The organism is Arthrobacter sp. SAFR-179, assembly GCF_059414945.1.
In genome coordinates, this window is the sequence record NZ_JBPFDM010000002.1 from 87,225 (window position 1) to 111,868 (window position 24,644).

General features: G+C 65.9%; 21 protein-coding genes. 14 read left to right on the top strand and 7 right to left on the bottom strand.

What is annotated here, in order from left to right; translation table 11 throughout:
* Window positions 1-22: 22 nt before the first annotated feature.
* The 12 genes from ACR65K_RS04775 to ACR65K_RS04830 all read left to right on the top strand — a co-directional run bounded on the left by ACR65K_RS04775 (window position 23) and on the right by ACR65K_RS04830 (window position 11,487).
* On the top strand, window positions 23-739 hold the full coding sequence (locus tag ACR65K_RS04775; RefSeq protein ID WP_440151551.1) for an HAD hydrolase-like protein: 717 nt from the start codon (window positions 23-25) through the stop codon (window positions 737-739).
* Window positions 726-1,394, top strand: a complete 669-nt coding sequence (locus ACR65K_RS04780) for a lysophospholipid acyltransferase family protein (RefSeq protein ID WP_440151553.1) — start codon at window positions 726-728, stop codon at window positions 1,392-1,394. Before ACR65K_RS04775 ends, ACR65K_RS04780 begins: the two co-directional genes overlap by 14 nt.
* 43 nt (window positions 1,395-1,437) lie before the next feature.
* Window positions 1,438-3,453, top strand: coding sequence for an excinuclease ABC subunit UvrC (gene uvrC, locus ACR65K_RS04785; protein ID WP_440151555.1), 2,016 nt, complete (start codon window positions 1,438-1,440; stop codon window positions 3,451-3,453).
* 86 nt (window positions 3,454-3,539) lie between these two features.
* Window positions 3,540-4,463, top strand: a complete 924-nt coding sequence (gene rapZ, locus ACR65K_RS04790) for an RNase adapter RapZ (protein ID WP_056333693.1) — start codon at window positions 3,540-3,542, stop codon at window positions 4,461-4,463.
* Window positions 4,463-5,482, top strand: a complete 1,020-nt coding sequence (locus ACR65K_RS04795) for a gluconeogenesis factor YvcK family protein (protein WP_440151556.1) — start codon at window positions 4,463-4,465, stop codon at window positions 5,480-5,482. The genes rapZ and ACR65K_RS04795 overlap by 1 nt, the downstream gene beginning before the upstream one ends.
* A gap of 9 nt (window positions 5,483-5,491) precedes the next feature.
* The gene (whiA, locus tag ACR65K_RS04800) at window positions 5,492-6,472 is read left to right on the top strand and encodes a DNA-binding protein WhiA (RefSeq protein ID WP_015937022.1); all 981 of its coding nucleotides are present in this window, start codon (window positions 5,492-5,494) and stop codon (window positions 6,470-6,472) included.
* Between the two features lie 101 nt (window positions 6,473-6,573).
* Window positions 6,574-7,200: a superoxide dismutase gene (locus tag ACR65K_RS04805; protein WP_056333700.1), complete on the top strand. Its 627-nt coding sequence runs from the start codon at window positions 6,574-6,576 to the stop codon at window positions 7,198-7,200.
* 259 nt (window positions 7,201-7,459) lie between these two features.
* Window positions 7,460-8,470, top strand: coding sequence for a type I glyceraldehyde-3-phosphate dehydrogenase (gene gap, locus ACR65K_RS04810; RefSeq protein ID WP_142031193.1), 1,011 nt, complete (start codon window positions 7,460-7,462; stop codon window positions 8,468-8,470).
* Window positions 8,471-8,480: 10 nt separating this feature from the next.
* Complete coding sequence (locus ACR65K_RS04815) at window positions 8,481-9,707, top strand: phosphoglycerate kinase (RefSeq protein ID WP_440151558.1); 1,227 nt, start codon at window positions 8,481-8,483, stop codon at window positions 9,705-9,707.
* Between the two features lie 123 nt (window positions 9,708-9,830).
* Window positions 9,831-10,646, top strand: coding sequence for a triose-phosphate isomerase (tpiA, locus tag ACR65K_RS04820; RefSeq protein ID WP_056333709.1), 816 nt, complete (start codon window positions 9,831-9,833; stop codon window positions 10,644-10,646).
* 48 nt (window positions 10,647-10,694) lie between these two features.
* Window positions 10,695-10,952 (top strand): preprotein translocase subunit SecG, encoded by a 258-nt coding sequence (gene secG, locus ACR65K_RS04825; RefSeq protein ID WP_056333711.1) that lies wholly within the window; start codon window positions 10,695-10,697, stop codon window positions 10,950-10,952.
* A gap of 136 nt (window positions 10,953-11,088) precedes the next feature.
* Window positions 11,089-11,487 (top strand): RNA polymerase-binding protein RbpA, encoded by a 399-nt coding sequence (locus ACR65K_RS04830; RefSeq protein WP_056333714.1) that lies wholly within the window; start codon window positions 11,089-11,091, stop codon window positions 11,485-11,487.
* Here ACR65K_RS04830 and pgl read toward each other — a convergent pair.
* The 6 genes from pgl to tkt are packed head-to-tail and all read right to left on the bottom strand — an operon-like array spanning window position 11,440 to window position 19,658.
* Window positions 11,440-12,258, bottom strand: coding sequence for a 6-phosphogluconolactonase (pgl, locus tag ACR65K_RS04835; RefSeq protein ID WP_056333717.1), 819 nt, complete (start codon window positions 12,256-12,258; stop codon window positions 11,440-11,442). The two genes, ACR65K_RS04830 and pgl, sit on opposite strands and share 48 nt — an antisense overlap.
* Window positions 12,248-13,189, bottom strand: coding sequence for a glucose-6-phosphate dehydrogenase assembly protein OpcA (locus tag ACR65K_RS04840; RefSeq protein WP_056333718.1), 942 nt, complete (start codon window positions 13,187-13,189; stop codon window positions 12,248-12,250). The genes pgl and ACR65K_RS04840 overlap by 11 nt, the downstream gene beginning before the upstream one ends.
* The gene (zwf, locus tag ACR65K_RS04845) at window positions 13,186-14,745 is read right to left on the bottom strand and encodes a glucose-6-phosphate dehydrogenase (protein WP_440151559.1); all 1,560 of its coding nucleotides are present in this window, start codon (window positions 14,743-14,745) and stop codon (window positions 13,186-13,188) included. Before zwf ends, ACR65K_RS04840 begins: the two co-directional genes overlap by 4 nt.
* A 15-nt stretch (window positions 14,746-14,760) precedes the next feature.
* Window positions 14,761-16,392 (bottom strand): phosphoglucose isomerase-related protein, encoded by a 1,632-nt coding sequence (locus tag ACR65K_RS04850; protein ID WP_056333720.1) that lies wholly within the window; start codon window positions 16,390-16,392, stop codon window positions 14,761-14,763.
* 5 nt (window positions 16,393-16,397) lie between these two features.
* A complete protein-coding gene (gene tal, locus ACR65K_RS04855; RefSeq protein WP_056333723.1) occupies window positions 16,398-17,513 on the bottom strand; it encodes a transaldolase in 1,116 nt (371 codons plus the stop codon).
* A gap of 27 nt (window positions 17,514-17,540) precedes the next feature.
* Entirely contained in the window at window positions 17,541-19,658 is a 2,118-nt protein-coding gene (gene tkt, locus ACR65K_RS04860) for a transketolase (protein ID WP_056334009.1), read from the bottom strand.
* Window positions 19,659-20,177: 519 nt separating this feature from the next.
* Here tkt and ACR65K_RS04865 point away from each other — a divergent pair.
* Both ACR65K_RS04865 and ACR65K_RS04870 read left to right on the top strand, forming a co-directional pair.
* On the top strand, window positions 20,178-21,137 hold the full coding sequence (locus tag ACR65K_RS04865; RefSeq protein WP_056334012.1) for a heme o synthase: 960 nt from the start codon (window positions 20,178-20,180) through the stop codon (window positions 21,135-21,137).
* A 188-nt stretch (window positions 21,138-21,325) separates the two neighbouring features.
* A complete protein-coding gene (locus ACR65K_RS04870; protein WP_440151560.1) occupies window positions 21,326-23,581 on the top strand; it encodes a SulP family inorganic anion transporter in 2,256 nt (751 codons plus the stop codon).
* A 97-nt stretch (window positions 23,582-23,678) separates the two neighbouring features.
* Here the strand turns inward: ACR65K_RS04870 and ACR65K_RS04875 are convergent, their stop codons facing one another.
* The gene (locus ACR65K_RS04875) at window positions 23,679-24,641 is read right to left on the bottom strand and encodes a COX15/CtaA family protein (protein WP_440151562.1); all 963 of its coding nucleotides are present in this window, start codon (window positions 24,639-24,641) and stop codon (window positions 23,679-23,681) included.
* Window positions 24,642-24,644 lie beyond the last annotated feature (3 nt).

A 24,644-nucleotide genomic window follows, 5' to 3' on the forward strand; every position in this document is an offset into this window, starting at 1 on the left:
GCTGTCGTGAGAAACTAACCCGGTGACTTCAACAACAGTGCCCGTGATCTTTGACCTGGACGGCACTCTTGTCGACCCTGCAGGTGGAATAACCGAGGGAATTGCCTCAGCCCTCCGTGGACTGGGACTCCCGATTCCCGGCCAGGACCTGCTCGATGCGATGATCGGCCCCAAACTGAGCGACTCCCTGCTCAACGTGGCAAAGGTCCCGGCGGACCGCCTGGAAGAGGTGGTCCGCCGCTACCGCGAGCACTATGTGTCCACAGGGATAGCCCAAAGCCGGCTGTACCCGGGCATCCGCGACATCCTGGAATCCTTCGCCGCCGCGGGACAGCCTGTGGCAGTAGCCACCCAAAAGCCCCAGCGCCTGGCGCACAAAGTACTGGCACACCATGGCATCGACGGATTCTTCCATGGCATCCACGGTTCCGCCGATGACGAAGCGGCAGTGGACGGCGTCCCGCTGGGCAAGACCCAAATCATCGCCGCCGCCCTGCGGGACCTGGACACGCAGCACGCCATCATGGTGGGGGACCGCGCCCAGGACGTGTCCGGCGCAATCGCCAACGGACTGGACTGCATCGGCGTCGCATGGGGATTCGCGCCGGACGGCGAACTGGAGGAAGCCGGCTCTGTGGCCGTCGTCAGTACCCACGGGGAATTGGTCGACGTCATCGAGCGGCTGCAGGCTGTCCACGCTGCGGCAATGAGCGGGGTGAGCAACGATGGAAATGTTTGATGCCGTCCGCTGGACCACGCGCAACCTGATTGCCGGCACCTGCCGGCCCACCGTCGTCGGACTGGAAAACGTCCCCTCCGACGGCCCCTTCATCGTGGCTCCCAACCACCTGTCCTTCTTCGACAGCGTGATCGTGCAGGCACTGATGCCCAGGCCGGTCGCTTTCTTTGCCAAAGCCGAATACTTCACCACCGGCGGCGTCAAAGGCAAGGTCATGAAGGCGTTCTTCGAATCCGTGGGCTCCATCCCGGTGGAGCGCGGCGAACAGGCCGCCAGTGTCCAGGCGCTCAAGACGCTCCTGGACATCCTTGAGGCAGGCCGCGGCATCGGAATCTACCCGGAGGGAACCCGTTCCCGTGACGGCATCCTCTACCGGGGACGCACCGGGGTCGGCTGGCTGGCGCTCACCACCGGGGCGCCCGTGATTCCCGTGGGCCTGATCGGCACCGAGGAGCTCCAGCGTGCCGGCGAAAAGGGGGTCAGGCCGCAGCACTTCACCATGAAAGTGGGGGAGCCGCTTTACTTCGACAAGACCGGGCCGGACCACTCCCTTCCTGCCCGCCGGGAAGTCACGGACCGGATCATGGATGCCATTGCCGAACTCAGCGGCCAGCAGCGCTCCACCAGCTACAACCAGAGCAAGACCGCAGAATAGCCGCCTGGCAGGGAGACCCGGCACGGCTTAGTAGACTTGATAGGTGGCAAACCCAGCAAGTTACCGGCCCAAAACCGGTGAAATCCCCACCAACCCGGGCGTCTACCGTTTCCGTGATCCGCACGGCCGGGTCATCTATGTCGGCAAAGCGAAAAGCCTCCGGTCCCGGCTGAACTCCTATTTCGCCAACCCGGCCGGGCTGCTGCCCAAGACCTACGCCATGGTCCACGCGGCCAGCAGCGTCGAGTGGACCGTGGTTGGCAGCGAACTGGAGTCGCTGCAGCTCGAATATACCTGGATCAAAGAATTCAAGCCGCGCTTCAATGTGGTGTTCCGGGATGACAAAACCTATCCCTACCTTGCCGTGACCATGAGCGAGAAGTACCCCCGGGTACAGGTCATGCGGGGGGACAAGCGCAAAGGCACCCGCTACTTCGGCCCCTACACTGCCGGTGCCATCCGCGAAACCATGGACACCCTGCTCCGGGTCTTCCCGGTCCGCAGCTGCAGCGCCGGCGTCTTCAAGCGCGCGCAGGCCAGCGGACGCCCCTGCCTGCTGGGATACATCGACAAGTGCTCCGCCCCATGTGTGGGGCGGATCGAGCCGGAAGACCACCGGGCACTGGCGGAGGATTTCTGCGCCTTTATGGGCGGCGAGGCCAAGCGGTTCATCACCAAGCTGGAAAAACAGATGGCCGACGCCGTGGCGAAACTCGACTACGAGCACGCCGCACGTTTGCGGGACGACATCACCGCCCTGCGCAAGGTCTTCGAGCGGAACGCAGTGGTGCTGGCCGAGGATACCGACGCCGACGTTTTCGCCCTGCATGAAGACGAACTGGAGGCCGCAGTCCAGGTGTTCCATGTCCGCGGCGGCAGGATCCGCGGCCAGCGCGGCTGGGTGGTGGAAAAGGTGGAGGACTTCACCACTCCGGACCTCGTGGAGCACCTGCTGCAGCAGGTCTACGGCGAGGACGGCGACACCCACGGCCGGCTGCCCCGCGAAGTCCTGGTGCCCGTGGCACCCAGCAACGGGGAGGACCTCGCCAAATGGCTGGGCGGCATCCGCGGTGCCAAGGTGGACATCCGGGTGCCGCAGCGCGGAGACAAGGCGGCGCTGATGTCCACCGTCCGCGAAAATGCCGAGCACGCGCTGAAACTCCACAAGACGCGGCGCGCCGGGGACATCACCGTCAGGTCCCAGGCCCTTCAGGAACTCCAGGAAGCGCTGGACCTGCCCGTGCCCCTGCTCCGGATCGAATGCTTCGACGTCTCCCATGTCCAGGGCACCAACGTGGTGGCGTCAATGGTGGTGGTGGAGGACGGGTTGCCCAAGAAGTCCGATTATCGCAAGTTCTCCATCACCGGCCCCGCTGCAAACGATGACACGGCGGCCATGCATGACGTCCTGACCCGGCGGTTCCGCCATTACCTGCAGGACAAGTCTGCCCAGGTGGATGAATCCGTCCTGGCCTCCGACGGGCAGGATGCGGCCCAGGAAGTGGCGGTGGACAAGAGTTCCGTACTGGACACCACCACACCTGCCCCCAAGGCAAAATTCGCCTACCCACCCAACCTGGTGGTGGTGGACGGCGGGCAGCCTCAGGTGAACGCGGCGGCCCGTGCCCTGAGGGACCTGGGCATCGACGACGTCTACGTCGTGGGCCTGGCCAAACGACTGGAGGAAGTGTGGCTTCCGGACAGCGACTTCCCCGTCATCCTGCCCCGCACGTCGCAGGGGCTGTATCTGCTGCAGCGGATCCGTGACGAGGCGCACCGCTTCGCCATCACGTTCCACCGGCAAAAGCGGGGCAAGGCCATGACGGTGTCGGCGCTCGACGCCGTCCCGGGCCTCGGCGCCTCCAAGCGGAAAGCCCTGTTGGCCCACTTTGGATCGGTCAAGGGCGTCAAGGCCGCCACTGTGGAAGAGCTGGCGCAGGCAAAGGGGATTGGTCCGGCACTGGCCACCGCCATCGTGAACCACTTCGGGTCCGACGGACCCGAGGCCGTTGCCGTGCCCGCGATCAACATGACCACCGGTGAAATCATCGAGACTTAGCGCCGGCCCCGGAAACTTAGCTAGGGTAAAGGACGGGCAGCGCCATTGCGGCTGCCGGCGGACAACGAGGAAACGGGGCAGGCTTCATGGCAGACACGACGGCGGGATCCGGAGCGGATCAGGACGGGCTGGAGCCTGTCAAACCGCTCGAAGCGGAGCTGCTGGTGGTTACCGGAATGTCCGGCGCCGGGCGGAGCACCGCGGCGGACGCCCTGGAAGACCACGGCTGGTATGTCGTGGAGAACCTCCCGCCCCAGATGCTCGGCACGCTGGCGGAGCTCGTCTCACACGCCCCGCAATCGATTCCCCGGCTCGCAGTAGTGATCGATGTCCGCAGCAAGGGCCTCTTCGCGGACATCCGCGCGGCCCTGGGGGCTCTCGCCGCAAGCGGGGTCACCTTCCGTGTCCTGTTCCTTGACGCCAGCGACAACGTCCTGGTCCGGAGGTTCGAACAGGGGCGCCGGCCCCACCCGCTGCAGGGCGGTGGACGGATCCTGGACGGCATCGCTGCTGAACGCGAGCTGCTGCAGGAACTGCGCGACAGCTCCGACGTCGTTCTGGACACCTCCAACTACAACGTCCATGGCCTGGCCACCGCAATCACTGAACTGTTCAGCGAAACCGGGCCGGTGGCCCTGCGGCTGAACGTCATGAGCTTTGGCTTCAAGTACGGCCTGCCGGTGGACGCGAACTATGTGGCCGACGTCAGGTTCATTCCCAATCCGCATTGGGTGCCGCAGCTGCGCCCGCTGACCGGCCTGGACAAGGACGTCAGCGATTACGTGCTGGAGGCCGAGGGCGTCAAGAACTTCGTGGACCGCTACGTCCTGGCCCTGGAACCCGTCCTGGAGGGGTACCGCCGGGAGAACAAGCACTACGCCACCATCGCCGTCGGGTGCACGGGCGGCAAACACCGCTCCGTGGCGGTTGCAGAGGAGCTTTCCAAGAAGCTTGCGCAGTACCCGCGGGTCACGGTGACCACCGCGCACCGGGATCTGGGCCGCGAATAATGGCCCTGTTCACCGGAGCCCTGCCCCTGGTGCCGCCCGCCACAGGCAAGGGCTCGGGCCAGCAGGACAAGGGCCCCAACGTGGTGGCTTTGGGGGGCGGGCATGGCCTGGCGGCCTCACTGTCCGCGCTGCGCCTGCTCACCTCCGAACTTACCGCGGTGGTCACGGTGGCGGACGACGGCGGCTCCTCCGGACGTCTGCGCGAGGAGTACGGCGTCCTTCCGCCGGGAGACCTCCGCATGGCCCTGTCCGCGCTCTGCGACGACACCGACTGGGGCCGCACCTGGCGCGATGTCATGCAGCACCGGTTCCGTGCCGGGAAGGGGCCCGGCGGGTCGCTGGACGAGCACGCCATGGGGAACCTGCTGATCGTCACGCTGTGGGAGCTGCTGGGCGATACCGTTGCCGGGCTCAAGTGGGCCGGCGCGCTGCTCGGCGCCCGCGGCCAGGTCCTGCCGATGTCCACCGTCCCGCTCACCATTGAGGGTGATGTGCGCGTGACCTCACCGGACGGCGGAACGGCACTGGAGACCATCCATGGCCAGGCGCGGTGTGCCGTAGCCGGTTCGCTCGAGGAAGTCCGGCTCCTGCCCAAAGCGGCGCCCGCCTGCACGGACGCCCTGACCGCCATTGAGCTGGCGGACTGGGTGGTCCTGGGCCCGGGCTCCTGGTACACGTCAGTCCTGCCGCACCTGCTCCTGCCCGAAATGCGCCAGGCGCTCTGCAGCACGCCCGCCAAGCGCTGCCTGACCATGAACCTCGCCATGGACACCAAGGAAACCACCGGCATGACCGCGGCGGACCACCTGCACGTCCTTCGGCGGTACGCCCCGGAGTTCAGCGTGGACGTGGTCCTGGCCGACCCCACGTCCGTACCGGACCGGCAGGAGTTCGAGAAGGCAGCCGGCATGATCGGGGCAGAGGTGGTCTTGGGTAAAGTAGGGGCGTCGGGACGCCGCCCTGTCCACGAGCCGCTGCGGCTGGCGACGGCGTACCAGGACATTTTTGGGAACAGTTAGGAAGGTGCCATGGCACTGACAGCATCAGTCAAGGAAGAACTGTCCCGTCTGGACATCAAGAAGTCATCAGTGCGCAAGGCCGAAGTCTCCGCCATGCTCCGGTTCGCCGGGGGACTGCACATCATCTCCGGCCGGATCGTCATCGAGGCGGAAGTGGACCTCGCCTCGACGGCCCGCAGGCTCCGTGCCGCGATCGCCGAGGTCTACGGACACCAGAGCGAGATCATCGTGGTGTCGGCCGGCGGGCTCCGGCGCGCCAGCCGCTACGTGGTCCGCGTGGTCCGGGACGGCGAGGCGCTGGCCCGCCAGACCGGTCTCCTGGACGGCAGGGGACGCCCCGTGCGCGGCCTGCCGTCCGCCGTCGTCAATGGATCCGCGGCAGATGCCGAAGCCGTATGGCGCGGAGCCTTTTTGGCCCACGGCTCACTCACGGAGCCCGGCCGGTCATCCTCGCTGGAGGTCACCTGCCCGGGGCCGGAATCAGCGCTGGCCCTGGTGGGCGCGGCCCGCCGGCTGGACATCCAGGCCAAGGCCCGGGAAGTCAGGGGAGTGGACCGTGTGGTCATCCGCGACGGCGACACCATTGCCGCACTCCTCACCCGCATGGGAGCGCACGACGCACTGATGGTGTGGGAGGAACGCCGCATGCGCAAGGAGGTCCGGGCCACCGCCAACAGGCTCGCCAACTTCGACGACGCCAACCTGCGCCGTTCCGCGCAGGCAGCCGTGGCCGCAGGGGCAAGGGTGGACCGGGCGCTGGAGATCCTGGGCGACGACGTTCCGGACCACCTCAAGTACGCGGGTGAACTGCGGGTGGCGCACAAGCAGGCAAGCCTGGACGAGCTGGGCCGCCTGGCCGATCCCGTCATGACCAAGGATGCAATTGCCGGCAGGATCCGGCGCCTGCTGGCCATGGCGGACAAGCGTGCGCTTGACCTGGGCATCCCCGGAACGGACGCCAATGTGACGCCTGAAATGCTGGACGAGTAACCGCCCCATAGAATCAAAAATAATTCCGGGCACCAGCTGCCCGGATGCACGATCCGAGAGTTACCAACCGGGCCTGCGGGTCCACGATATTGGAGGATTTTGTGACCGAGTACGTATTGCCGGAACTCAGCTACGATTACGCCGCCCTCGAACCGCACATCTCTGCGCGGATCATGGAACTGCACCACAGCAAGCACCACGCCACCTACGTGGCGGGCGCCAACAACGCCCTGGCCCAGCTGGCCGAGGCGCGCGAAAAGGGCGACTTCGCCAACATCAACCGGCTTTCCAAGGACCTCGCGTTCCACACCGGCGGCCACATCAACCACTCCGTCTTCTGGAAGAACCTTTCCCCGGACGGCGGCGACAAGCCCGAGGGTGAGCTGGCTGCCGCCATCGATGACGCCTTCGGCTCCTTCGATGCCTTCCGCGCACAGTTCTCCGCCGCTGCCCTGGGCCTCCAGGGATCGGGCTGGGGCTTCCTCGCCTACGAACCCATCGGTGGAAACCTCGTCATCGAGCAGCTGTACGACCAGCAGGGCAACACCGCCCTGGGCACCACCCCGCTGCTGATGCTGGACATGTGGGAGCACGCCTTCTACCTGGACTACGTCAACGTGAAGGCCGACTACGTCAAGGCGTTCTGGAACATCGTCAACTGGGCAGATGTCGCCCAGCGCTTCGAGGCAGCACGCACCAACGCAACGGGCCTCATCACCCTCCCGTAGTGACCGGGGTTATACCCCGCTGTAACAAACTTCACATTCGGACTTAAACTGGCCGGGATGTGGACGGTCCGCCCCCGCACTTGCGGGGGCGGACCCAGTTAAACGTAAGATAGGTCACGGAAGGCGGTTAGCCTTCAGCAATGAGGCTGGTCGCCCTCCGTGTTAATCATCTCTGCCCAATGGCGTGCGGGATCTGTTAGTTGGCTTGATAGCCCGCTCAACTAGTTGTGCTTCTGAAAGCACCAAGGAGACTGAAAAAGTGACGACCCGTATTGGTATCAACGGCTTTGGCCGTATTGGCCGCAACTACTTCCGCGCAGCACTCGCTCAGGGCGCGGACCTCGAGATCGTTGCAGTCAACGACCTCACCAGCCCCGAAGCTCTGGCCCACCTCTTCAAGTACGACTCCGTCGGCGGCCGCCTGAAGGAAACCATCGAGGTCAAGGACGGCAACATCGTCGTCAACGGCAACGTTGTGAAGGTCCTCGCCGAGCGCGATCCCGCCAACCTCCCGTGGGGCGAGCTGGGCGTGGACATCGTCATCGAATCCACCGGTTTCTTCACCAAGGCAGCCGACGCCCAGAAGCACATCCAGGCCGGTGCCAAGAAGGTCCTGATCTCCGCTCCTGCCTCGGACGAGGACATCACCATCGTGATGGGTGTGAACCACAACCTCTACGACAACGCCAAGCACAACATCATTTCCAACGCATCCTGCACCACCAACTGCCTCGGCCCGCTGGCCAAGGTGGTCAACGACGAATTCGGCATCGAACGCGGCCTGATGACCACCGTTCACGCCTACACCGCAGACCAGAACCTGCAGGACGGCCCGCACAAGGACCTGCGCCGCGCCCGCGCTGCCGCCATCAACATGGTCCCCACCTCCACCGGCGCCGCCAAGGCCATTGGCCTGGTCCTGCCGGAGCTCAAGGGCAAGCTGGACGGCTACGCCATCCGCGTCCCCGTGCCCACCGGCTCGGCCACCGACCTCACTGTCACGGTCTCCCGCGAGACCACCGTGGAGGAAGTCAACGCTGCCCTCAAGCGTGCGGCTGAGTCCGAAGAACTGCAGGGCTTCCTGACCTACACGGACGAGCCCATCGTGTCTTCCGACATTGTCGGTGACCCCGCGTCCTCCATCTTCGACTCCGGCCTGACCAAGGTCATCGGCAACCAGGTCAAGGTTGTTTCCTGGTATGACAACGAATGGGGCTACTCCAACCGCCTCGTTGACCTCACGGAGCTTGTGGCATCCAAGCTGGGCTAGGGTTAGACACATGACATCTCACACCCTCAACGAACTGATCGCTGAAGGTGTCCGCGGGCGGTACATTCTGGTTCGAAGTGACCTGAATGTGCCGCTCGACGGCTCTACAGTCACTGATGATGGCCGTATCAAGGCCTCCCTGCCAGTGCTGCAAAAGCTCACGGACGCCGGTGCCCGCGTGCTGGTTACAGCCCACCTCGGACGCCCCAAGGGCGCCCCGGAAGACAAGTACTCCCTCCGTCCCGCAGTGGACCGCCTCGCCGAACTGGCAGGCTTCAAGGTCACCCTGGCCGCCGACACCGTCGGCGATGCCGCCAAGGCGGCCGCCGCATCGCTGCAGGACGGCGAAGCCCTTGTCCTCGAGAACGTCCGCTTCGACGCCCGCGAGACCAGCAAGGACGACGCTGAACGCGGAGCCTTCGCGGACGAGCTTGTGGCATTGACCGGCGGCAACGGCGCGTACGTGGACGACGCCTTCGGTGCCGTCCACCGCAAGCACGCCAGTGTCTACGACGTCGCCACCCGGCTCCCGTCATACCAGGGCGACCTGGTGCACACGGAGGTGGAAGTCCTCCGGAAGCTGACCGCTGACACCCAGCGCCCCTACGTGGTGGTGTTGGGCGGTTCCAAGGTCTCGGACAAGCTTGCGGTGATTGACAACCTGATCGGCAAGGCTGACACCATCCTGGTGGGCGGCGGCATGCTCTTCACATTCCTGGCGGCGGCTGGCCACAAGGTTGGTTCGAGCCTCCTTGAGGAAGACCAAATACCTGTTGTCAAGGACTACCTGAAGCGCGCAGCTGACGCCGGAACCGAATTCGTGGTTCCCACGGACGTCGTGGTGGCGGAGAAGTTTGCTGCCGACGCCCAGCACGAAACCGTGGCGGCCGACGCGATTGAAGGCAGCAGCTTCGGCGCCCAGGGCATCGGCCTGGACATCGGGCCCGATACCGCGGCTGCCTTTTCCCAGCGGATCAAGGGTGCGCGGACGGTTTTCTGGAATGGCCCCATGGGTGTCTTCGAATTCGAGGCGTTCTCGGCAGGCACCCGTGCCATCGCGCAGGCCCTGACCGAGACTGAGGGATTCACCGTGGTGGGCGGCGGCGATTCTGCTGCCGCAGTCCGCACCCTGGGATTCAGTGATGACCAGTTCGGGCACATTTCCACCGGCGGCGGCGCCAGCCTTGAATACCTTGAAGGCAAGGAACTCCCCGGCCTGAGCGTCCTGGACCGATAGAACCCGGCCGGTAGAACCACCCGCTGCTGACCAGCAGCAACCGGACTTCACAGTCCTCCGGCCGGCAGGTTGCCCGCGGCAGCCTGCCGGCCGCACCCATATCAAGAACTTTTTGGAGATTACGTGACTACGTCAACGAACGGCGCTTTCGACCGCAAGCCCTTCATCGCGGGCAACTGGAAAATGAACATGGACCACGTGCAGGGCATCACGCTCCTGCAGAAGCTGGCCTGGACCCTCTCCGACGCCAAGCACGACTACAGCCGCGTTGAGGTAGCCGTCTTCCCGCCGTTCACGGACCTCCGCGGTGTCCAGACCCTGGTCCAGGGCGACGACCTCCAGGTCGCCTACGGTGGCCAGGACCTGTCCCAGTTCGATTCGGGAGCCTACACCGGTGACATCTCGGGGCAGTTCCTGAACAAGCTCGGCTGCAAGTACGTCCTGGTGGGCCACAGCGAACGCCGGACCATCCACAACGAATCCGACGAGGTCCTCAACGCCAAGGTCAAAGCTGCCTTCAAGCACAACCTGGTTCCCGTGCTCTGCGTGGGCGAAGGCCTGGAGATCCGCCAGGCCGGAACGCACGTGGACCACACGCTGCAGCAGCTCCGCGCCGGCGTGGCCGGGCTCACCAACGAGCAGGCCGCTGAACTGGTGGTGGCCTATGAACCCGTTTGGGCCATCGGCACCGGCGAAGTGGCAGGACCGGAGGACGCCCAGGAAATGTGCGCCGCCATCCGCGCCGAGCTGGAGTCGCTGTTTGGAGCGGAAACGGCCGGCAAAACCCGCCTGCTCTACGGCGGCTCGGTGAAGGCCAACAACGCGGCCGCGATCCTTCAGGAACGCGACGTGGACGGCCTGCTGGTGGGCGGCGCAAGCCTGGACCCGGCCGAGTTTGCTAATATTGTCAGGTTCGAGAGCCACCTGGTCACGGACTAGTCCGTAGCCAGCCAATACTCCCGCAATCCCAACTTCTGAAAGGCCGTCGTGGACGTTCTTCATGTCATTCTGCAGATCCTCCTGGGGATCACCAGCCTCCTGCTGACGCTGTTGATCCTCCTGCACAAGGGACGCGGCGGCGGGTTGTCCGATATGTTCGGCGGCGGCATGAGCTCGGGCCTCAGCTCTTCAGGCGTGGCAGAACGGAACCTCAACCGCTTCACCATCATCCTGGGCGTCACCTGGGGCGTGGTGATCATTGCCCTCGGCCTGATCATGCGGTTCAGCGGGGCCGGGGATTCCTGACCCCTGCGGGACAAGGTCCTTTAGGCCCTGCCGGTCATAAAGCCTGCAAATTAGACTGTGGCTGTCGGAAAACCGGCAGCCACAGTCTTGTTTAAGCTGCAGGTCCGCCGGCGCTCCCTTCGAGGCAGGAGTCGTTATGGTCCACCCATCATCCGGGTTCAGGGGCACCCGCGCCGGCGTGACGGCAGGGTCCGGTTCGAGCCTTCAGTCCACCGACTCGTCGTCGTCGCGTCCGCTGCCGCGCATCCGCGTGTCCTATTGGTGCGCCAAGGGGCACGAGACGCAGCCCGTGTTCCTGAAGATGCCGGAGGACCAGATTCCCAGGATGTGGGACTGCAGGCGCTGCGGCGCTGCGGCTTCCCGGGACGGCCGTGCCGCGGCAGCTGACGACCCCTTTGACGACGGCTACAAAAGCCACCTGGAATACGTTAAAGAACGACGCTCCGGCCAGGACGCCGAAGCTGTCCTGGCCGGAGCGTTGGAAAAGCTACGCGCCCGCGGCGTCCTTCCGGACCAACTGCTGCGGGACCCGTGAGGCTGCATTCTCGTCGATCAGCCACAGGGTACGCGACGTTCCGCGGGGACCGGAGGCTGGTACCTGGACCGGGTTGGCTCCGGCCAGGGCCAATCCCACCGCTCCTGCCTTGTCCTCCCCGGCGACAACCATCCATACCTCCGCCGCAGTATTAATGGCAGGCAGGGTAAGGGAAATCCGCAGCGGCGGCGGCTTGGGCGAGTTCCTGACGCCCACCACCGTGCGGTCCTTTTCGCGGATGCCGGCCTGTTCCGGGAACAGTGATGCAATGTGTGCGTCGGGTCCCACGCCGAGCAGCACCACATCCAGCCGGGGGAGTGCGGAGGGTTCCTCCGGCCGGTCGTCGGACATGTCAGCGGCATGCTCGGCTGCAGCAGCGTCCCGCAGCCGGCGTGCGTAGTCCTCGGCGGCCTCTTCCGGAGTGTCGAACTCATCTGCGGAACCAGGGGAATGCACCCGCTCCGGGTCCACGGGGATGTGGGACAGCAATGCGTCGAACGCCTGCCTGGTATTCCGCTCAGGATCAGTGGACCCCACGAAACGTTCGTCACCCCACCAGAAGTTGACCTTGGACCAGTCGACGGCGGGTGCTGCCGGTGAATCCGCAACAGCCTTCAGCGTGCCAATCCCCACGGTTCCCCCGGTGAGCACCACGGTGGCTTCGCCGTACTTGTCCTGGACATCAACGAGCTTGGTGATCAGCCGTGCCGCGATGGCGGCCATGAGGACGGACGAATCCGGATGGATGCTTACTCGTGGGTCAACGCTCACTGGGTCGGACGCTCCTTAGATTGGTACGTGGCAGTCCAATAGTAATCACTTCCCCAAACACTTCGTCCGGGTCAAGGCGGCGGAGTTCTTCGGCGAGGCAGTCGCGGAGGCTGCGCCTCGGCAGTGAAATGCGCTGGGCGGGCTGGCCTGGTTGGGTCAGTTCCGCCACGGAGAGTCCGGGTCGGAAGAGCTGGACGTCGCCGCCGGGGCGGGTGAGCCGGACGCGGCGGATGCCGGTTCCGGCGGGGTCCGCGACGATGGTGACGGGGGCGTCCAGGGTCAGGGTGAGCCACGCTGCGAGCAGGATGGTGGACGGTGAGTCCGAGGCGCCTTCGACGGCGACGGCCGTGACCGGGGAGGAGTCCACCTCATCCAGGGCCGCCGCGAGCTGGATCCGCCAGTTAGTCAGCCGGGTCCAGGCGAGGTCTGTGTCCCCGGCCTTGTAGGTGCGGTGGATCCGTTCCAGTGCCGCTTGCGGGTCCGGTTCGTTGGCGGAGTCGGTGATCCTGCGGTGCGCGATCGCACCGATGGATGTCTCGCAGGCATTTTCCGGGGCGCCGTGCGGCCACCAGGCTACGATCGGGGCGTCCGGGAGCAGCAGCGCGGCCACCAGGGATTCGGACTCGTGGGCCAGCTGACCGTAGCCGCGCAGGACGATGACTTCCGAGGCGCCGGCGTCCCCGCCCACCCGGATCTGGGCGTCGAGGCGGTCCTCGTTATCCTTCCCGGCGTCGGCCAGGACGATGATCCGGCAGGGGTGTTCCCGGCTGGCGTCGTTCGCCGCCTCGATCGCTTCTTCCTCGAGCCCGGATTTGGTCACGACCACCAGGGTCAGGACCCGGCCCAGGGCGATCACGCCTCCCTGCTCGCGCAGGGCCATGAGTTTCTTGGACACCTTCGAGGTGGTGGTGTCGGGCAGGTTAACGATCATGGCCTTCTCCAGGTTCGTCCGTCACGGGCCAGCAGCTCGTCGGCGGAGGCGGGGCCCCAGGAGCCCGGGGCGTAGGGCTCGGGCTGTTCTGCCAGCGAGGCCCAATATTCCTCGAACGGGTCGAGGATCTTCCAGGACAGCTCCACTTCCTCATGCCGCGGGAACAGCGGCGGCTCGCCCAGGAGCACGTCCAGGATCAGCCGCTCGTAGGCCTCCGGGGAGGACTCGGTGAAGGAGTGGCCGTAGCCGAAGTCCATAGTCACATCCCGCACTTCCATCTGGGTGCCGGGGACCTTGGAACCGAACCGGATGGTCACGCCCTCGTCAGGCTGGACCCGGATTACTACCGCGTTCTGCCCGAAATCGTCCTCGCCGTGGTCCCGGAACAGCAGGTTGGGGGCGCGTTTGAAGACGACGGCGATTTCCGTCACCCGCCGCCCCAGCCGCTTGCCCGCACGGAGGTAGAACGGGACCCCGGACCAGCGGCGGGTGTGGATGTCCACGCGGACCGCGGCGTAGGTCTCGGTGGTGGAATCGGCCGGGATGCCTTCCTCTTCCAGGTAGCCCTGGACCTGCTCGCCGCCCTGCCAGCCGCCGGTGAACTGTCCCCGCGCTGAGTGCGTGGACAGGTCCTCCGGGAGCTTGACCGCGGCGAGGACCTTTTCCTTCTCGGCCCGCAGGTCATCGGCGTTGAAGGAGATGGGCTCCTCCATGGCCGTGAGCGCGAGCAGCTGCAGCAGGTGGTTCTGGATCACGTCGCGGGCCGCGCCCACGCCGTCGTAATACCCCGCCCGGCCGCCGGTGCCGATGTCCTCTGCCATGGTGATCTGGACGTGGTCAACGTAGTTGGCGTTCCACAACGGTTCGAACAACTGGTTGGCGAAACGCAGTGCCAGGATGTTCTGCACCGTTTCCTTGCCCAGGTAGTGGTCGATCCGGAACACCGCGTCCGGCGGGAACACCGACTCGACGATGTCGTTCAGCTTTCGGGCCGACTCAAGGTCGTGCCCGAACGGCTTTTCGATCACCACGCGCCGCCATTTGTCCCCCTCGGCCTGCGCCAGGCCGTGCTTGGACAACTGGCGGCAGACCTGTTCGAACGCCTTGGGCGGAATCGACAGATAGAACGCGTGGTTCCCGCGGGTGCCGCGGACATCGTCGAGTTCCTTGATCGTCTCACCCAGCCGCTCAAAGGCTGCATCGTCGTCGAACTCGCCCTGGACAAACCGGATGCCCTCGGACAACTGGTTCCAGACCGCCTCATCAAACGGTGTACGGGCGTGAGCCTGCACCGAAGCCTTCACCTCGGCGGCGAAATCCTCCTTGTCCCACTCCCGGCGGGCGAACCCCACCAGCGCGAAACTCGGCGGCAACAGCCCCCGGTTGGCGAGATCGTACACAGCCGGCATCAACTTCTTCCGGGCCAAATCACCCGTCACCCCAAAGAGGACCAACGACGACGGACCGGCAATCCGGTTCAAACGGCGGTCACGCGGGTCACGCAGCGGATTGCGCCCGCGGCCCGCGCCCTTCCTGCCGTATTCAGTTTCTGGCATGGTTGCTTTTGTGCCTTAGCTTTCGGTGGTGGACGCGCGGGTGGACAAGGCAGCGGCAATGTCCTGCAGCTGCGCCACGCCGGCGGCACGGTCGGTGAGGTGGAGGCGCAGCACGGGACGGCCGTGCCCGGCCAGGACCTGGGCGTCTCCTGCAGCCTGCGCGGCGATGAGTTCGCCGAAGCTGAAGGGCCGGTCCGGGATCCCCAGGTCCTCGGCGGGCGTCGCCGTAACCTGGAGGAAGACGCCAATGGCAGGTCCGCCCTTGTGGAACTGGCCGGTGGAGTGCAGGAAGCGCGGGCCCCAGCCGAACGTCACCGGGCGGCCGGTGGCGGCGGCCAGTTCGTCCCGGATACCCTCCAGGTTGGCGAAGGCCAACCGGTCAAAGTACGCCTGGACGCTCAGGTAGCTGTCCGCGGCCAGGGTCCCCAGCAGGGCCTTGACGGCGCCCTCTGCGGTGGCAGCGTTTCCGAGCCAGTCCCCGCCACGCACCTCAATGGCGCCATCGACGAACGCTGCAGGCGTAGGCTCCGGCTGGGCGTCCAGGAGTCCGCGCGCGGCCACTTTTGCGGCCTCGACGTCAGGCTGGTCGAAGGGGTTGATGCCCAGGAGCCTGCCGGCAACGGCCGTGGCGAATTCCCAGACCATCATCTGGGTGGCAAGGCCGCCGGCAATGGCCACCTGGTTGTCGACGGGTTCGACGTCGGCATCCGCGGCCACGAGCCGCACCACCAGGACGTCAGGGGCGCCGGAGGTTACCTCCGGGGCATCCGGACCCGCGACAACCGGCAGGATGCCGGTTTCCAGTTTGCCGGTGGATTCAGCGATGAGCTGTTCAGCCCAGTCGGCGAACCCAACAATGCCGGAGCCGTCCTCGGCAATGACGATCTTATTCCGCAAGGGGCTGGTTCCGCCCAGCGCGGCACCCAGGGCCAGTCCGATGTTTTCGGGGGCGTCATCGTTCAGGATTTCGGCAGCTTCCTCAGCCTCGTCCAGGAACGCCTGGATATCCACGCCGGCCAGGCCCGAAGGAACCAGGCCGAACGCGGTGAGCGCGGAGTACCGGCCACCGACGTTGGGGTCGGCGTTGAAGACAGCGCGGTAGCCCGCTTCCCGGGAGGCCATGTCCAGCGGGGAACCCGGATCCGTCACGATGATGATCCGGCTCTTGGCGTCCAGGCCGGCCTCGGTGAAGGCCTGCTCGAAAATCCGTCGCTGCGAGTCGGTTTCCAGCGTGGAGCCGGACTTGGACGAGACAACGATCGCGGTCTGCTCCAGCCGGTCAGCCAGGGCAGCCCGGACCTGGTCCGGGTCCGTGCTGTCCAGCACTGTCAGCTCGACGCCGGCGGTACCTGCGATAACCTCTGGGGCCAGCGAAGATCCGCCCATGCCGCAGAGCACAATCCTGCTGACGCCCTCGGCGCGCAGGGCGTCGCGGAGTTCCAGGATGTCCTTGACCAAAGGCTGCGAGACTGTTGCCGCCTCCACCCAGCCGAGGCGGATTGCTGACTCGGACTCGGCGTCGGGACCCCACAGGGTGTGGTCCTTGGCGAAGATCCGGGTGGCGACCCGGTCCTCCACGAGGGCGGGAAGGTGCTGGTCAAGCGCCTGCTGGGCAGCGCCGGTGGCGTCGAAGCTGAGAGTGCTCATAGGTGTTAGGAAGCCTTCCGTGCAGAGGCGAGGGCGCCTTCGACGTCCGCCAGCAGTTCCTTCCAGCTGGCCACGAACTTGTCCAGGCCTTCCGTTTCAAGGAGTGCTACGACGTCGTTGTAGGAGATCCCCAGCTTTTCCAGGGCGTCGAGGGTGGCGTTTGCTTCGTCATAGGTGCCGGTGACGGTGTCCCCGGTAACCACACCGTGGTCGAAGGTGGCGTCCAGGGTCTTTTCGGGCATGGTGTTCACCACGCCGGGGGCAACGAGCTCGGTGACGTAGAGGGTGTCCGGGTAGGCCGGGTCCTTCACGCCGGTGGAAGCCCACAGGGGACGCTGGGGGAGTGCGCCTGCGTCAGCGAGCAGGGCCCAGCGCTCGGTGGCGAAGAGCTCTTCGTAGACCTGGTAGGCCAGGCGGGCGTTGGCCAGGCCGGCCTTGCCCTTGAGGGCCTTGGCCTCGTCGGTGCCGATCTTGTCCAGGCGCTTGTCGATTTCCGTGTCCACGCGGGAGACGAAGAACGATGCCACGGAGTGGATCTTCGAGAGGTCGTGGCCGTTTTCCCTGGCCTGCTCCAGGCCGGACTGGAAGGCGTTGATGACGGCGCGGTAGCGCTCCAGGGAGAAGATGAGGGTCACGTTGACGCTGATGCCCTCGGCGAGGGTTGCCGTGATGGCCTCAAGGCCCTCGATGGTTGCCGGGATCTTGATGTGGACATTGTCCTTGTTCACGCGCTGCGAGAGGTGCTTGGCCTCCGCGATGGTTCCTGCGGTGTCCCAGGCAAGGCGTGGGTCGACCTCAATGGAGACGCGGCCGTCAACGCCCCTGGTGGCGGCAGCCACGGGTGCGAAGAGGTCGCAGGCGTCGGCGACGTCCGTGGTGGTGATCTCGAAGATCGTGTCCTCCACGCTGGCGCCTTCGGCTGCCTTGGCGGCGATGATGTTGTCGTAGTCAGTGCCGGAGGTGATGGCAGCATGGAAGATGGACGGGTTGGTGGTCACACCAACCACGTTCTTCTCTTCGATGAGCTTGCGCAGGGTGCCGGTCTGCAGGCGTCCGCGGGAAAGGTCGTCGAGCCAGATGGAGACTCCGGCGTCGGAGAGCTGCTGGGTGGGAGTAGTCATTTTTCGTATCTCCTAAAAGATGAGGTTTCAGGCCTGGAGGCTGGAGAGGGAGTCCTTGGCTGCGGCAGCCACTGCTTCTGCCGTGATGCCGAACTCCTGGAAGAGGCGCTTGTAGTCCGCGGAAGCGCCGTAGTGCTCAAGGCTGACGGAACGGCCGGCGTCGCCGACGAATTCGCGCCAGCCCAGGGCCAGTCCTGCTTCCACCGAGACGCGTGCCTTGACGGCGGCGGGCAGAACGGACTCGCGGTAGGCGGCGTCCTGTTTCTTGAACCATTCGACACACGGCATGGAGACGACGCGGGCTGCGATGCCTTCGCCCTGGAGGGCTTCGCGGGCCTGGACGGCCAGCTGGACCTCGGAACCGGTGGCAATGAGGATCACGTCGGCCGGCACCGTGGCGCCGTCCTTTGATGCCTCAGCCAGGACGTAACCGCCCTTTGCCACACCTGCCGTGGAAGCGAAGGTGTCACCGTCGGCGTCGCCCGCGCCCCGTTCCCAGGTGGGGATGTTCTGGCGGGTCAGGACGATGCCTGCCGGGTTGGCGTGGTTTTCCAGCATGGTCTTCCAGGCCGCCGCCACTTCGTTGGCGTCGCCGGGACGGACCACGTCCAGGCCCACGATGGCGCGCAGCGAGGCGAGCTGCTCCACCGGCTGGTGGGTGGGGCCGTCCTCGCCCAGACCGATGGAGTCGTGGGTCCATACGTACAGCGACGGCACACCCATGAGGGCACCCAGGCGGATGGCCGGACGCTGGTAGTCGCTGAAGATCAGGAAGGTTCCGGAGAACGCACGGGTGTTGCCCGCAAGGCTGATGCCGTTCACGATCGACGCCGCGGCGTGCTCGCGGATGCCGAAGTGCAGCACGCGGCCGTAGGGGTTGCCGGACCAGGCGCCGGTCTGCTTGGAGGCCGGCACGAAGGACGGGGAGCCTTCAATGGTGGTGTTGTTGGACTCAGCAAGGTCGGCGGAGCCGCCCCAGAGTTCGGGCATGACCGGGCCCAGGGCGTTGAGGACCTTGCCCGATGCTGCGCGGGTGGAAACGTCCTTGCCGGCCGGGAAGACCGGGAGGGCTGCGTCGATCCCCTCCGGAAGTTCCTGCGCTTCGATGCGCTGCAGGAGTGCTGCGCCTTCCGGGTTGGCTGCCTGCCAGGCGTTGAAGGTCTCTTCCCATTCCTTGCGCTCGGACGCGCCGCGCTCCACCACCTGGCGGGCGTGGTCAAGGACTTCCTGGTCCACCTGGAAGGACTTGGCGGGGTCGAAGCCCAGGACCTCCTTCAATGCGGCCACCTCGTCGGCACCGAGGGCGGATCCGTGGATCTTGCCGGTGTTCTGCTTCTTGGGTGCGGGGTAACCGATGATGGTGCGCAGTGAAATGATGGACGGCTTGGAGGTTTCGGCCTTGGCGGCGAGCAGGGCGCTGTAGAGCTCCTGGACGTCTTCCTTGTATTCGCCGGTCCGGGTCCAGTCCACCCGCTGCGTGTGCCAGCCGTACGCTTCGTAACGCTTCAGGACGTCCTCGGTGAAGGCGATGTCGGTGTCGTCCTCAATGGAGATGTGGTTCTCGTCGTAGATGACCACGAGGTTGCCGAGTTCCTGGTGGCCGGCCAGCGAGGAAGCCTCGGCCGTCACGCCTTCCTGGAGGTCGCCGTCGGAAGCAATGACCCAGATGGTGTGGTCGAACGGTGATTCGCCGGCGGGGGCGTCGGCGTCGAACAGGCCGCGCTGGCGGCGCTGGGAGTAAGCGAAGCCCACGGAGGATGCAAGGCCCTGGCCCAGCGGGCCGGTGGTGATCTCAACGCCGGCGGTGTGCTTGTACTCGGGGTGCCCCGGGGTCAGCGAACCCCAGGTGCGGAGCGCTTCCAGGTCCTTCAGCTCCAGGCCGTAGCCGGAGAGGAACAGCTGGATGTAAAGGGTGAGCGAGGTGTGGCCGGGGGACAGCACGAAACGGTCGCGGCCCAGCCACTGCGGATCGCGCGGGTCATGGCGCATCAGCTTCTGGAAAAGCAGGTACGCGGCCGGCGCAAGGCTCATGGCGGTTCCGGGGTGGCCGTTGCCCACCTTCTCCACGGCGTCGGCGGCCAGGACGCGGATGGTATCCACGGCACGCTGGTCCAAGCTGGTCCATGACAGTTCTTGCTCTTCCAAATGTGGCACGAAAACCGGGCCCCTCTCTGTGCTGATGGCGGCGGTACACCGGCTCCGTTTAAGGGCGCACTGCGTGGCGCCCGCTGCGGTGTGTACCAGCCGTTCACCATCGAAACGTTGATCCTTGCATTCAGTCACGGACAGCAGCGGGAATGCGTTTTCCACCGCTTTCTTGCTGCGTGCTGATCTGGTGACAGCTTAGCCCGTATCCATTCTCCGGGCGGGCCAAATCTCACGTTTTGGACGCAATTTCCCCTTTTGTGAATCAGCATTCCGACCGGTTGAGTTAATCTGCTCGAATGGGCCCGTGAGCAATCAATTGCGCATATGGAAGGGCCGGGACAGGGCCTGCGGCGCGGTATGATATTCGAAGGCCAACGCCGGATGGGCATCGCTATCGCCGCCCGGGGTTTCCCGACTGTTGCACGCTCTTGGAGCATTTCCTCCCTTTGTGCCGTGCCCGGGTCCGGGCCGCACGACCGGAGCTGCATTGCCAGCCTCAACTGCCACACAGAACGGGTGACTGCCACCGTGAGCACTACAGATACGCCGCTGAACGCATCCCGGGCCTCCGGCGCCGGGTTTGCCCGTAAGGCCAAGGCGTATCTCGCCCTCACCAAGCCGCGCGTGATCGAACTGCTCCTGGTCAGCACCCTGCCCACCATGATCTATGCCGAACGGGGCTTCCCGTCCATCGGGCTGATCCTGGCCACGCTGGTTGGGGGCGCCTTCGCCGCCGGCAGCGCCGGCGCGTTCAACTGCTACATCGACCGCGACATCGACAAGCTGATGCACCGTACGGAAAACCGGCCCCTGGTCACGGGCGAAGTCACCCCGCGCGAGGCCCTCGTCTTCTCCTGGCTGCTGGGCGCGGCCGCGATCGTGATCCTGTGGTTCGGTGCCAACCCCCTCTCGGCCTGGCTCGGGCTGGCCGCCATCTTCTTCTACGTTGTCATCTACACCATGATCCTCAAGCGGCGCACGGCCCAGAACATCGTCTGGGGCGGTGCCGCCGGCTGCTTCCCGGTACTGATTGCCTGGGCTGCCGTCACCAACTCCGTCGAGTGGCCGGCGGTGATCCTGTTCATGGTGATCTTCCTGTGGACGCCGCCGCACTACTGGCCCCTGTCCATGCGCTACGGCGAGGACTACCGGAACGCCAACGTCCCCATGCTTGGTGCCATCGCTGGCGCCAAAGTGGTGTCCGTCCAGGTGGTCCTGTACGCCTGGGCCATGGTGGCCTGCTCGCTGCTGATGATCCCGGCGGGAGGGGCCGGTTGGGTCTACACCGTCACGGCAGTCATTGCAGGCGCATGGTTCCTCTACGAATCACACGCTCTCTACGCCCGCGCCCAGCGCGAGGACGTCCAGGACAAGCGCGCCATGAAGGTCTTCCACGGATCCATCAGCTACCTGACCCTGCTGTTCATCGCACTGGCGGTGGACCCCTTCGTCGGGAATGCAGTCATCGCCGGGTAGGCCCAGGCAACAGCCATGGCGGCTCCCACCTGATGGTGGGGGCCGCCATCTGCTTTAACAACCTGTGTCATAACCGAGGGAGGCTGGACGGGTATGACTTTTCTGTCATATCCGTCACGTTAACTGTCATCAAGAATGACAAGCTGCTTACGGTGGAGCGGACCCTTCCCTCGACCAAAGGAAAATCCATGGAAGCCCGTCCCTCCACGGTCCCGGCCCCCAGCCACAGCCCGCCGGGTAAAAACCGCTTCAGATTTCCCCGCCCGTCCTTTGCTGCCCATCTCGGTGCCGACGTACCGGCATCCCTGGTGGTGTTCCTGGTGGCCCTCCCGCTCTCGCTCGGCATCGCAGCCGCGTCGGGAGCGCCCATCATGGCCGGGCTCATTGCCGCAGCAGTTGGCGGAATCGTGGCCGGAAGCCTTGGCGGCTCACCGCTGCAGGTAAGCGGACCCGCAGCGGGCCTTACCGTCGTCGTGGCCGGCCTGGTCCAGGAGTTTGGCTGGCAGGTGACCTGCGCAATCACCGCAGCCGCCGGCGTCGTGCAGCTCCTGTTGGGCATCAGCCGCGTGGGCAGGGCCGCCCTGGCCGTTTCGCCGGTAGTGGTCAAGGCAATGCTCGCCGGCATCGGCGTCACCATCATCCTGCAGCAGCTCCACGTACTCCTCGGATCAAAGCCGGCAGGCTCGGCCCTCGAGAACCTCGCCGCACTGCCGGCAGCCATCACCAACCTGGAACTGCACGCAGCCCTGCTGGGACTCACCGTCGTTGCAATCCTCTTGTGCTGGAAGTTCCTGCCCGCCGCGGTCCGGCGGATTCCCGGCCCACTGGCCGCCGTCGCCGCAGGCACGGCACTGGCCGTGGCCTTTGCCCCCGGCGTCGAGCGCATCTCACTGGACGGCTCGATCGTCGATGCGGTCGCCCTCCCGCAGCTTCCGGACAGCAACTGGCGCGCCTTCGCCTTCGCCATCCTGACCATGGCCCTGATCGCCAGCATCGAGTCGCTTCTCTCCGCCGTTGCCGTGGACAAGATGCAAACCGGCCCCCGGACCAACCTCAACAGGGAGCTCATCGGCCAGGGCACGGCCAACATCGTTTCCGGGTCCCTCGGCGGGCTGCCCGTAACGGGCGTCATTGTCCGCAGCGCCACAAATGTTGAGGCGGGTGCGGCCACTCGCGCATCTGCAGTTCTGCACGGTGTGTGGGTCCTGGCCTTCTCTGCCCTCTTTGCCGGCCTGATCCAGCTGATCCCGCTGGCCGTCCTGGCCGGCCTGCTGGTGGTAATCGGCGCGCGCCTGATCAAGGTGGCCGATATCAGGACCAGCCTGCGGACGGGTGACCTCCCCATTTACGCCGTGACCCTTGTCTGCGTGGTGTTCCTGAACCTGCTTGAGGGTGTCATGATTGGCCTGGCCCTCGCCGCTGCCAGTGTGCTGTGGCGTGTCCTGCGGGCCCCCATCAAGGCCCACCGTCCCGCCGCGCCGTCAGCGCCCTGGCGCGTCACCGTCGCGGGATCGTGCAGTTTCTTCGCACTGCCAAGGCTCAACCACGTCCTCCAGTCTGTCCCCGACGCCACGGACGTGGTGGTGGAGCTGAACGCGGACTACGTTGACCATTCCTTCCGGGAAGCCCTGTTGGCCTGGCAACTCCAGCACCAGGCCGCGGGCGGCACGGTAAATCTTGAGGAGCACGGCAACACGGTCTTCCAGGACGCTGCCCACCAGGCTCCCCGGCGGGAGGAGGCCGCCGAACTGCCCCTTCCGCCCCGTAAGGAGCCACTGCTGCAGGGCGTCAATAAATACCACCGCCGGTTCGCCCACCAGGTCCGCCCGCTGGTGCATGACCTGACGGAAGCGCAGAATCCGGACAGCCTGTTCGTGGCCTGCGTGGATTCCCGCGTTAATCCCAACCTGATTACCAGCAGCGGTCCCGGCGACCTCCTCACGCTGCGGAACATCGGCAATGTGGTGTGCGGCAACGGCCAGGACGACTCGACCGCTTCAGCCCTGTCGTTCGCCGTCAACGGCCTGGGGGTGCAGTCGCTGGTGATCTGCGGGCACTCCAACTGCGGTGCCATGAAGGCGTTGCTCGCAGAAGCCGACGGCGGAGACAACAGTAGCCTGGGGCCGGCCTTCGGGCGGTGGCTGGACCATGCCCGGCCAAGTCACACGGAGTTGCTGGCAGGTCATCCGGTGGGCCGTCAGGCGGCCGCAGCGGGATACAGCCGCGTGGACCAGCTGGCGATGGTCAATGTGGCCGTGCAGCTGGCCAAGCTGCAGAACCACCCGGTGGCGGGCCCGCCGCTGGCTGCGGGGAAGGTCCAGGCCACCGGCCTCTTCTACGACATTTCCACCGCCCGGGTCCTGCAGATCACGGCCAGCGGCATCGAAAATCTCGACCCTGCCTGCGACGCCACGTCTCAGGTCAAGGCTTTCGCGGAACGGTAACGTCCCGGGTTTCCCAAGGGAGTCCGAAACCGGCAGGCGCCCCGGTCCCATCAGGGGCCGGGGCGCCTGCCGCGCTTCCAGGGGGCGGGGCGTTCGCCTACTCCGCTGCCCCGGAGGATTCCAGGGGACTGGAGTGGGCGATGTCCCAGGCGTTCGTTGACGCCGCCATCAGCAGGGCGGCGCCGAGCATGTGGGCGGCCACCAGCAGTGCCGGAATGCCGTTGTAGTACTGCGTGAAGCCGATGACGGCCTGGAGCACGGTGACGCCCAGGAGTGCCAGGACGGCCGTCCGGAAGCGCCCCTTAATGCCACGCCTGAAGACCAGCACCAGGGCCACCGCGGTCCCGGCCGTCACCAGGTAGGCGGGCACAGCATGGATGTGGGAGAACAGATCCCAGTCCAGGTCGTTGCGGGGAGCGTCAGCGTCACCGGCATGCGGGCCCGCCCCCGTGACCACCACACCCAGCATCACGGCAACGGCGGAGAAAAGGGCGACGGCGGCCGTCACCGGGCGCAGCACGGCGGGCAGTACGGCGGGCCGGGAGGCAAGGAAGCGGCCGGTCCGTCCGAAGGCCCGGTTGACCAGCAGCGTGGCGAATACCACCAGCGCCATGGAAACCAGGAAGTGCAGCCCAACCACCCACGGGTTGAGGTTAGTGAGGACCGTGACGCCGCCAATCACTGCCTGGGCGGGGATACTGGCCAGCAGGCCCAGGGCCAGGAGGAAGAGGTCCTTGCGTTCCTTCCTCAGGTTCCACAGGTACACCAGCATCAGGGCGGCAACGGCGGCCAGCGCGAACGTCAGGAGCCGGTTCCCGAATTCGATAAAGCCGTGGATGCCCATCTCGGGCGTGTTCACCAGTGAATCCGTGGTGCACCGGGGCCAGGTGGGGCAGCCAAGGCCTGACGCGGTCAGGCGAACCGCGCCGCCGGTGACCACCAGGAGCGTCTGGCCGATCAGGGACGCGACGGCGAGGCGGCGGATCCTGGCGTCCACAGTGCGTGGGAGCCGCGATGCCAGGCGGCCGGCGAGTTGGGGGAGGCGTGAAGCCGTGGTCACGAT

Excerpts from the sequence above, each read along its gene's own strand:
- ACR65K_RS04780 (WP_440151553.1), top strand. The coding sequence starts at position 726 with ATGGAAATGTTTGATGCCGTCCGCTGGACCACGCGCAACCTGATTGCC.
- rapZ (WP_056333693.1), top strand. The coding sequence starts at position 3,540 with ATGGCAGACACGACGGCGGGATCCGGAGCGGATCAGGACGGGCTGGAG.
- ACR65K_RS04795 (WP_440151556.1), top strand. The coding sequence starts at position 4,463 with ATGGCCCTGTTCACCGGAGCCCTGCCCCTGGTGCCGCCCGCCACAGGC.
- whiA (WP_015937022.1), top strand. The coding sequence starts at position 5,492 with ATGGCACTGACAGCATCAGTCAAGGAAGAACTGTCCCGTCTGGACATC.
- ACR65K_RS04815 (WP_440151558.1), top strand. The coding sequence starts at position 8,481 with ATGACATCTCACACCCTCAACGAACTGATCGCTGAAGGTGTCCGCGGG.
- ACR65K_RS04830 (WP_056333714.1), top strand. The coding sequence starts at position 11,089 with ATGGTCCACCCATCATCCGGGTTCAGGGGCACCCGCGCCGGCGTGACG.
- ACR65K_RS04840 (WP_056333718.1), bottom strand. The coding sequence starts at position 13,189 with ATGATCGTTAACCTGCCCGACACCACCACCTCGAAGGTGTCCAAGAAA.
- zwf (WP_440151559.1), bottom strand. The coding sequence starts at position 14,745 with ATGCCAGAAACTGAATACGGCAGGAAGGGCGCGGGCCGCGGGCGCAAT.
- ACR65K_RS04850 (WP_056333720.1), bottom strand. The coding sequence starts at position 16,392 with ATGAGCACTCTCAGCTTCGACGCCACCGGCGCTGCCCAGCAGGCGCTT.
- tal (WP_056333723.1), bottom strand. The coding sequence starts at position 17,513 with ATGACTACTCCCACCCAGCAGCTCTCCGACGCCGGAGTCTCCATCTGG.
- ACR65K_RS04870 (WP_440151560.1), top strand. The coding sequence starts at position 21,326 with ATGGAAGCCCGTCCCTCCACGGTCCCGGCCCCCAGCCACAGCCCGCCG.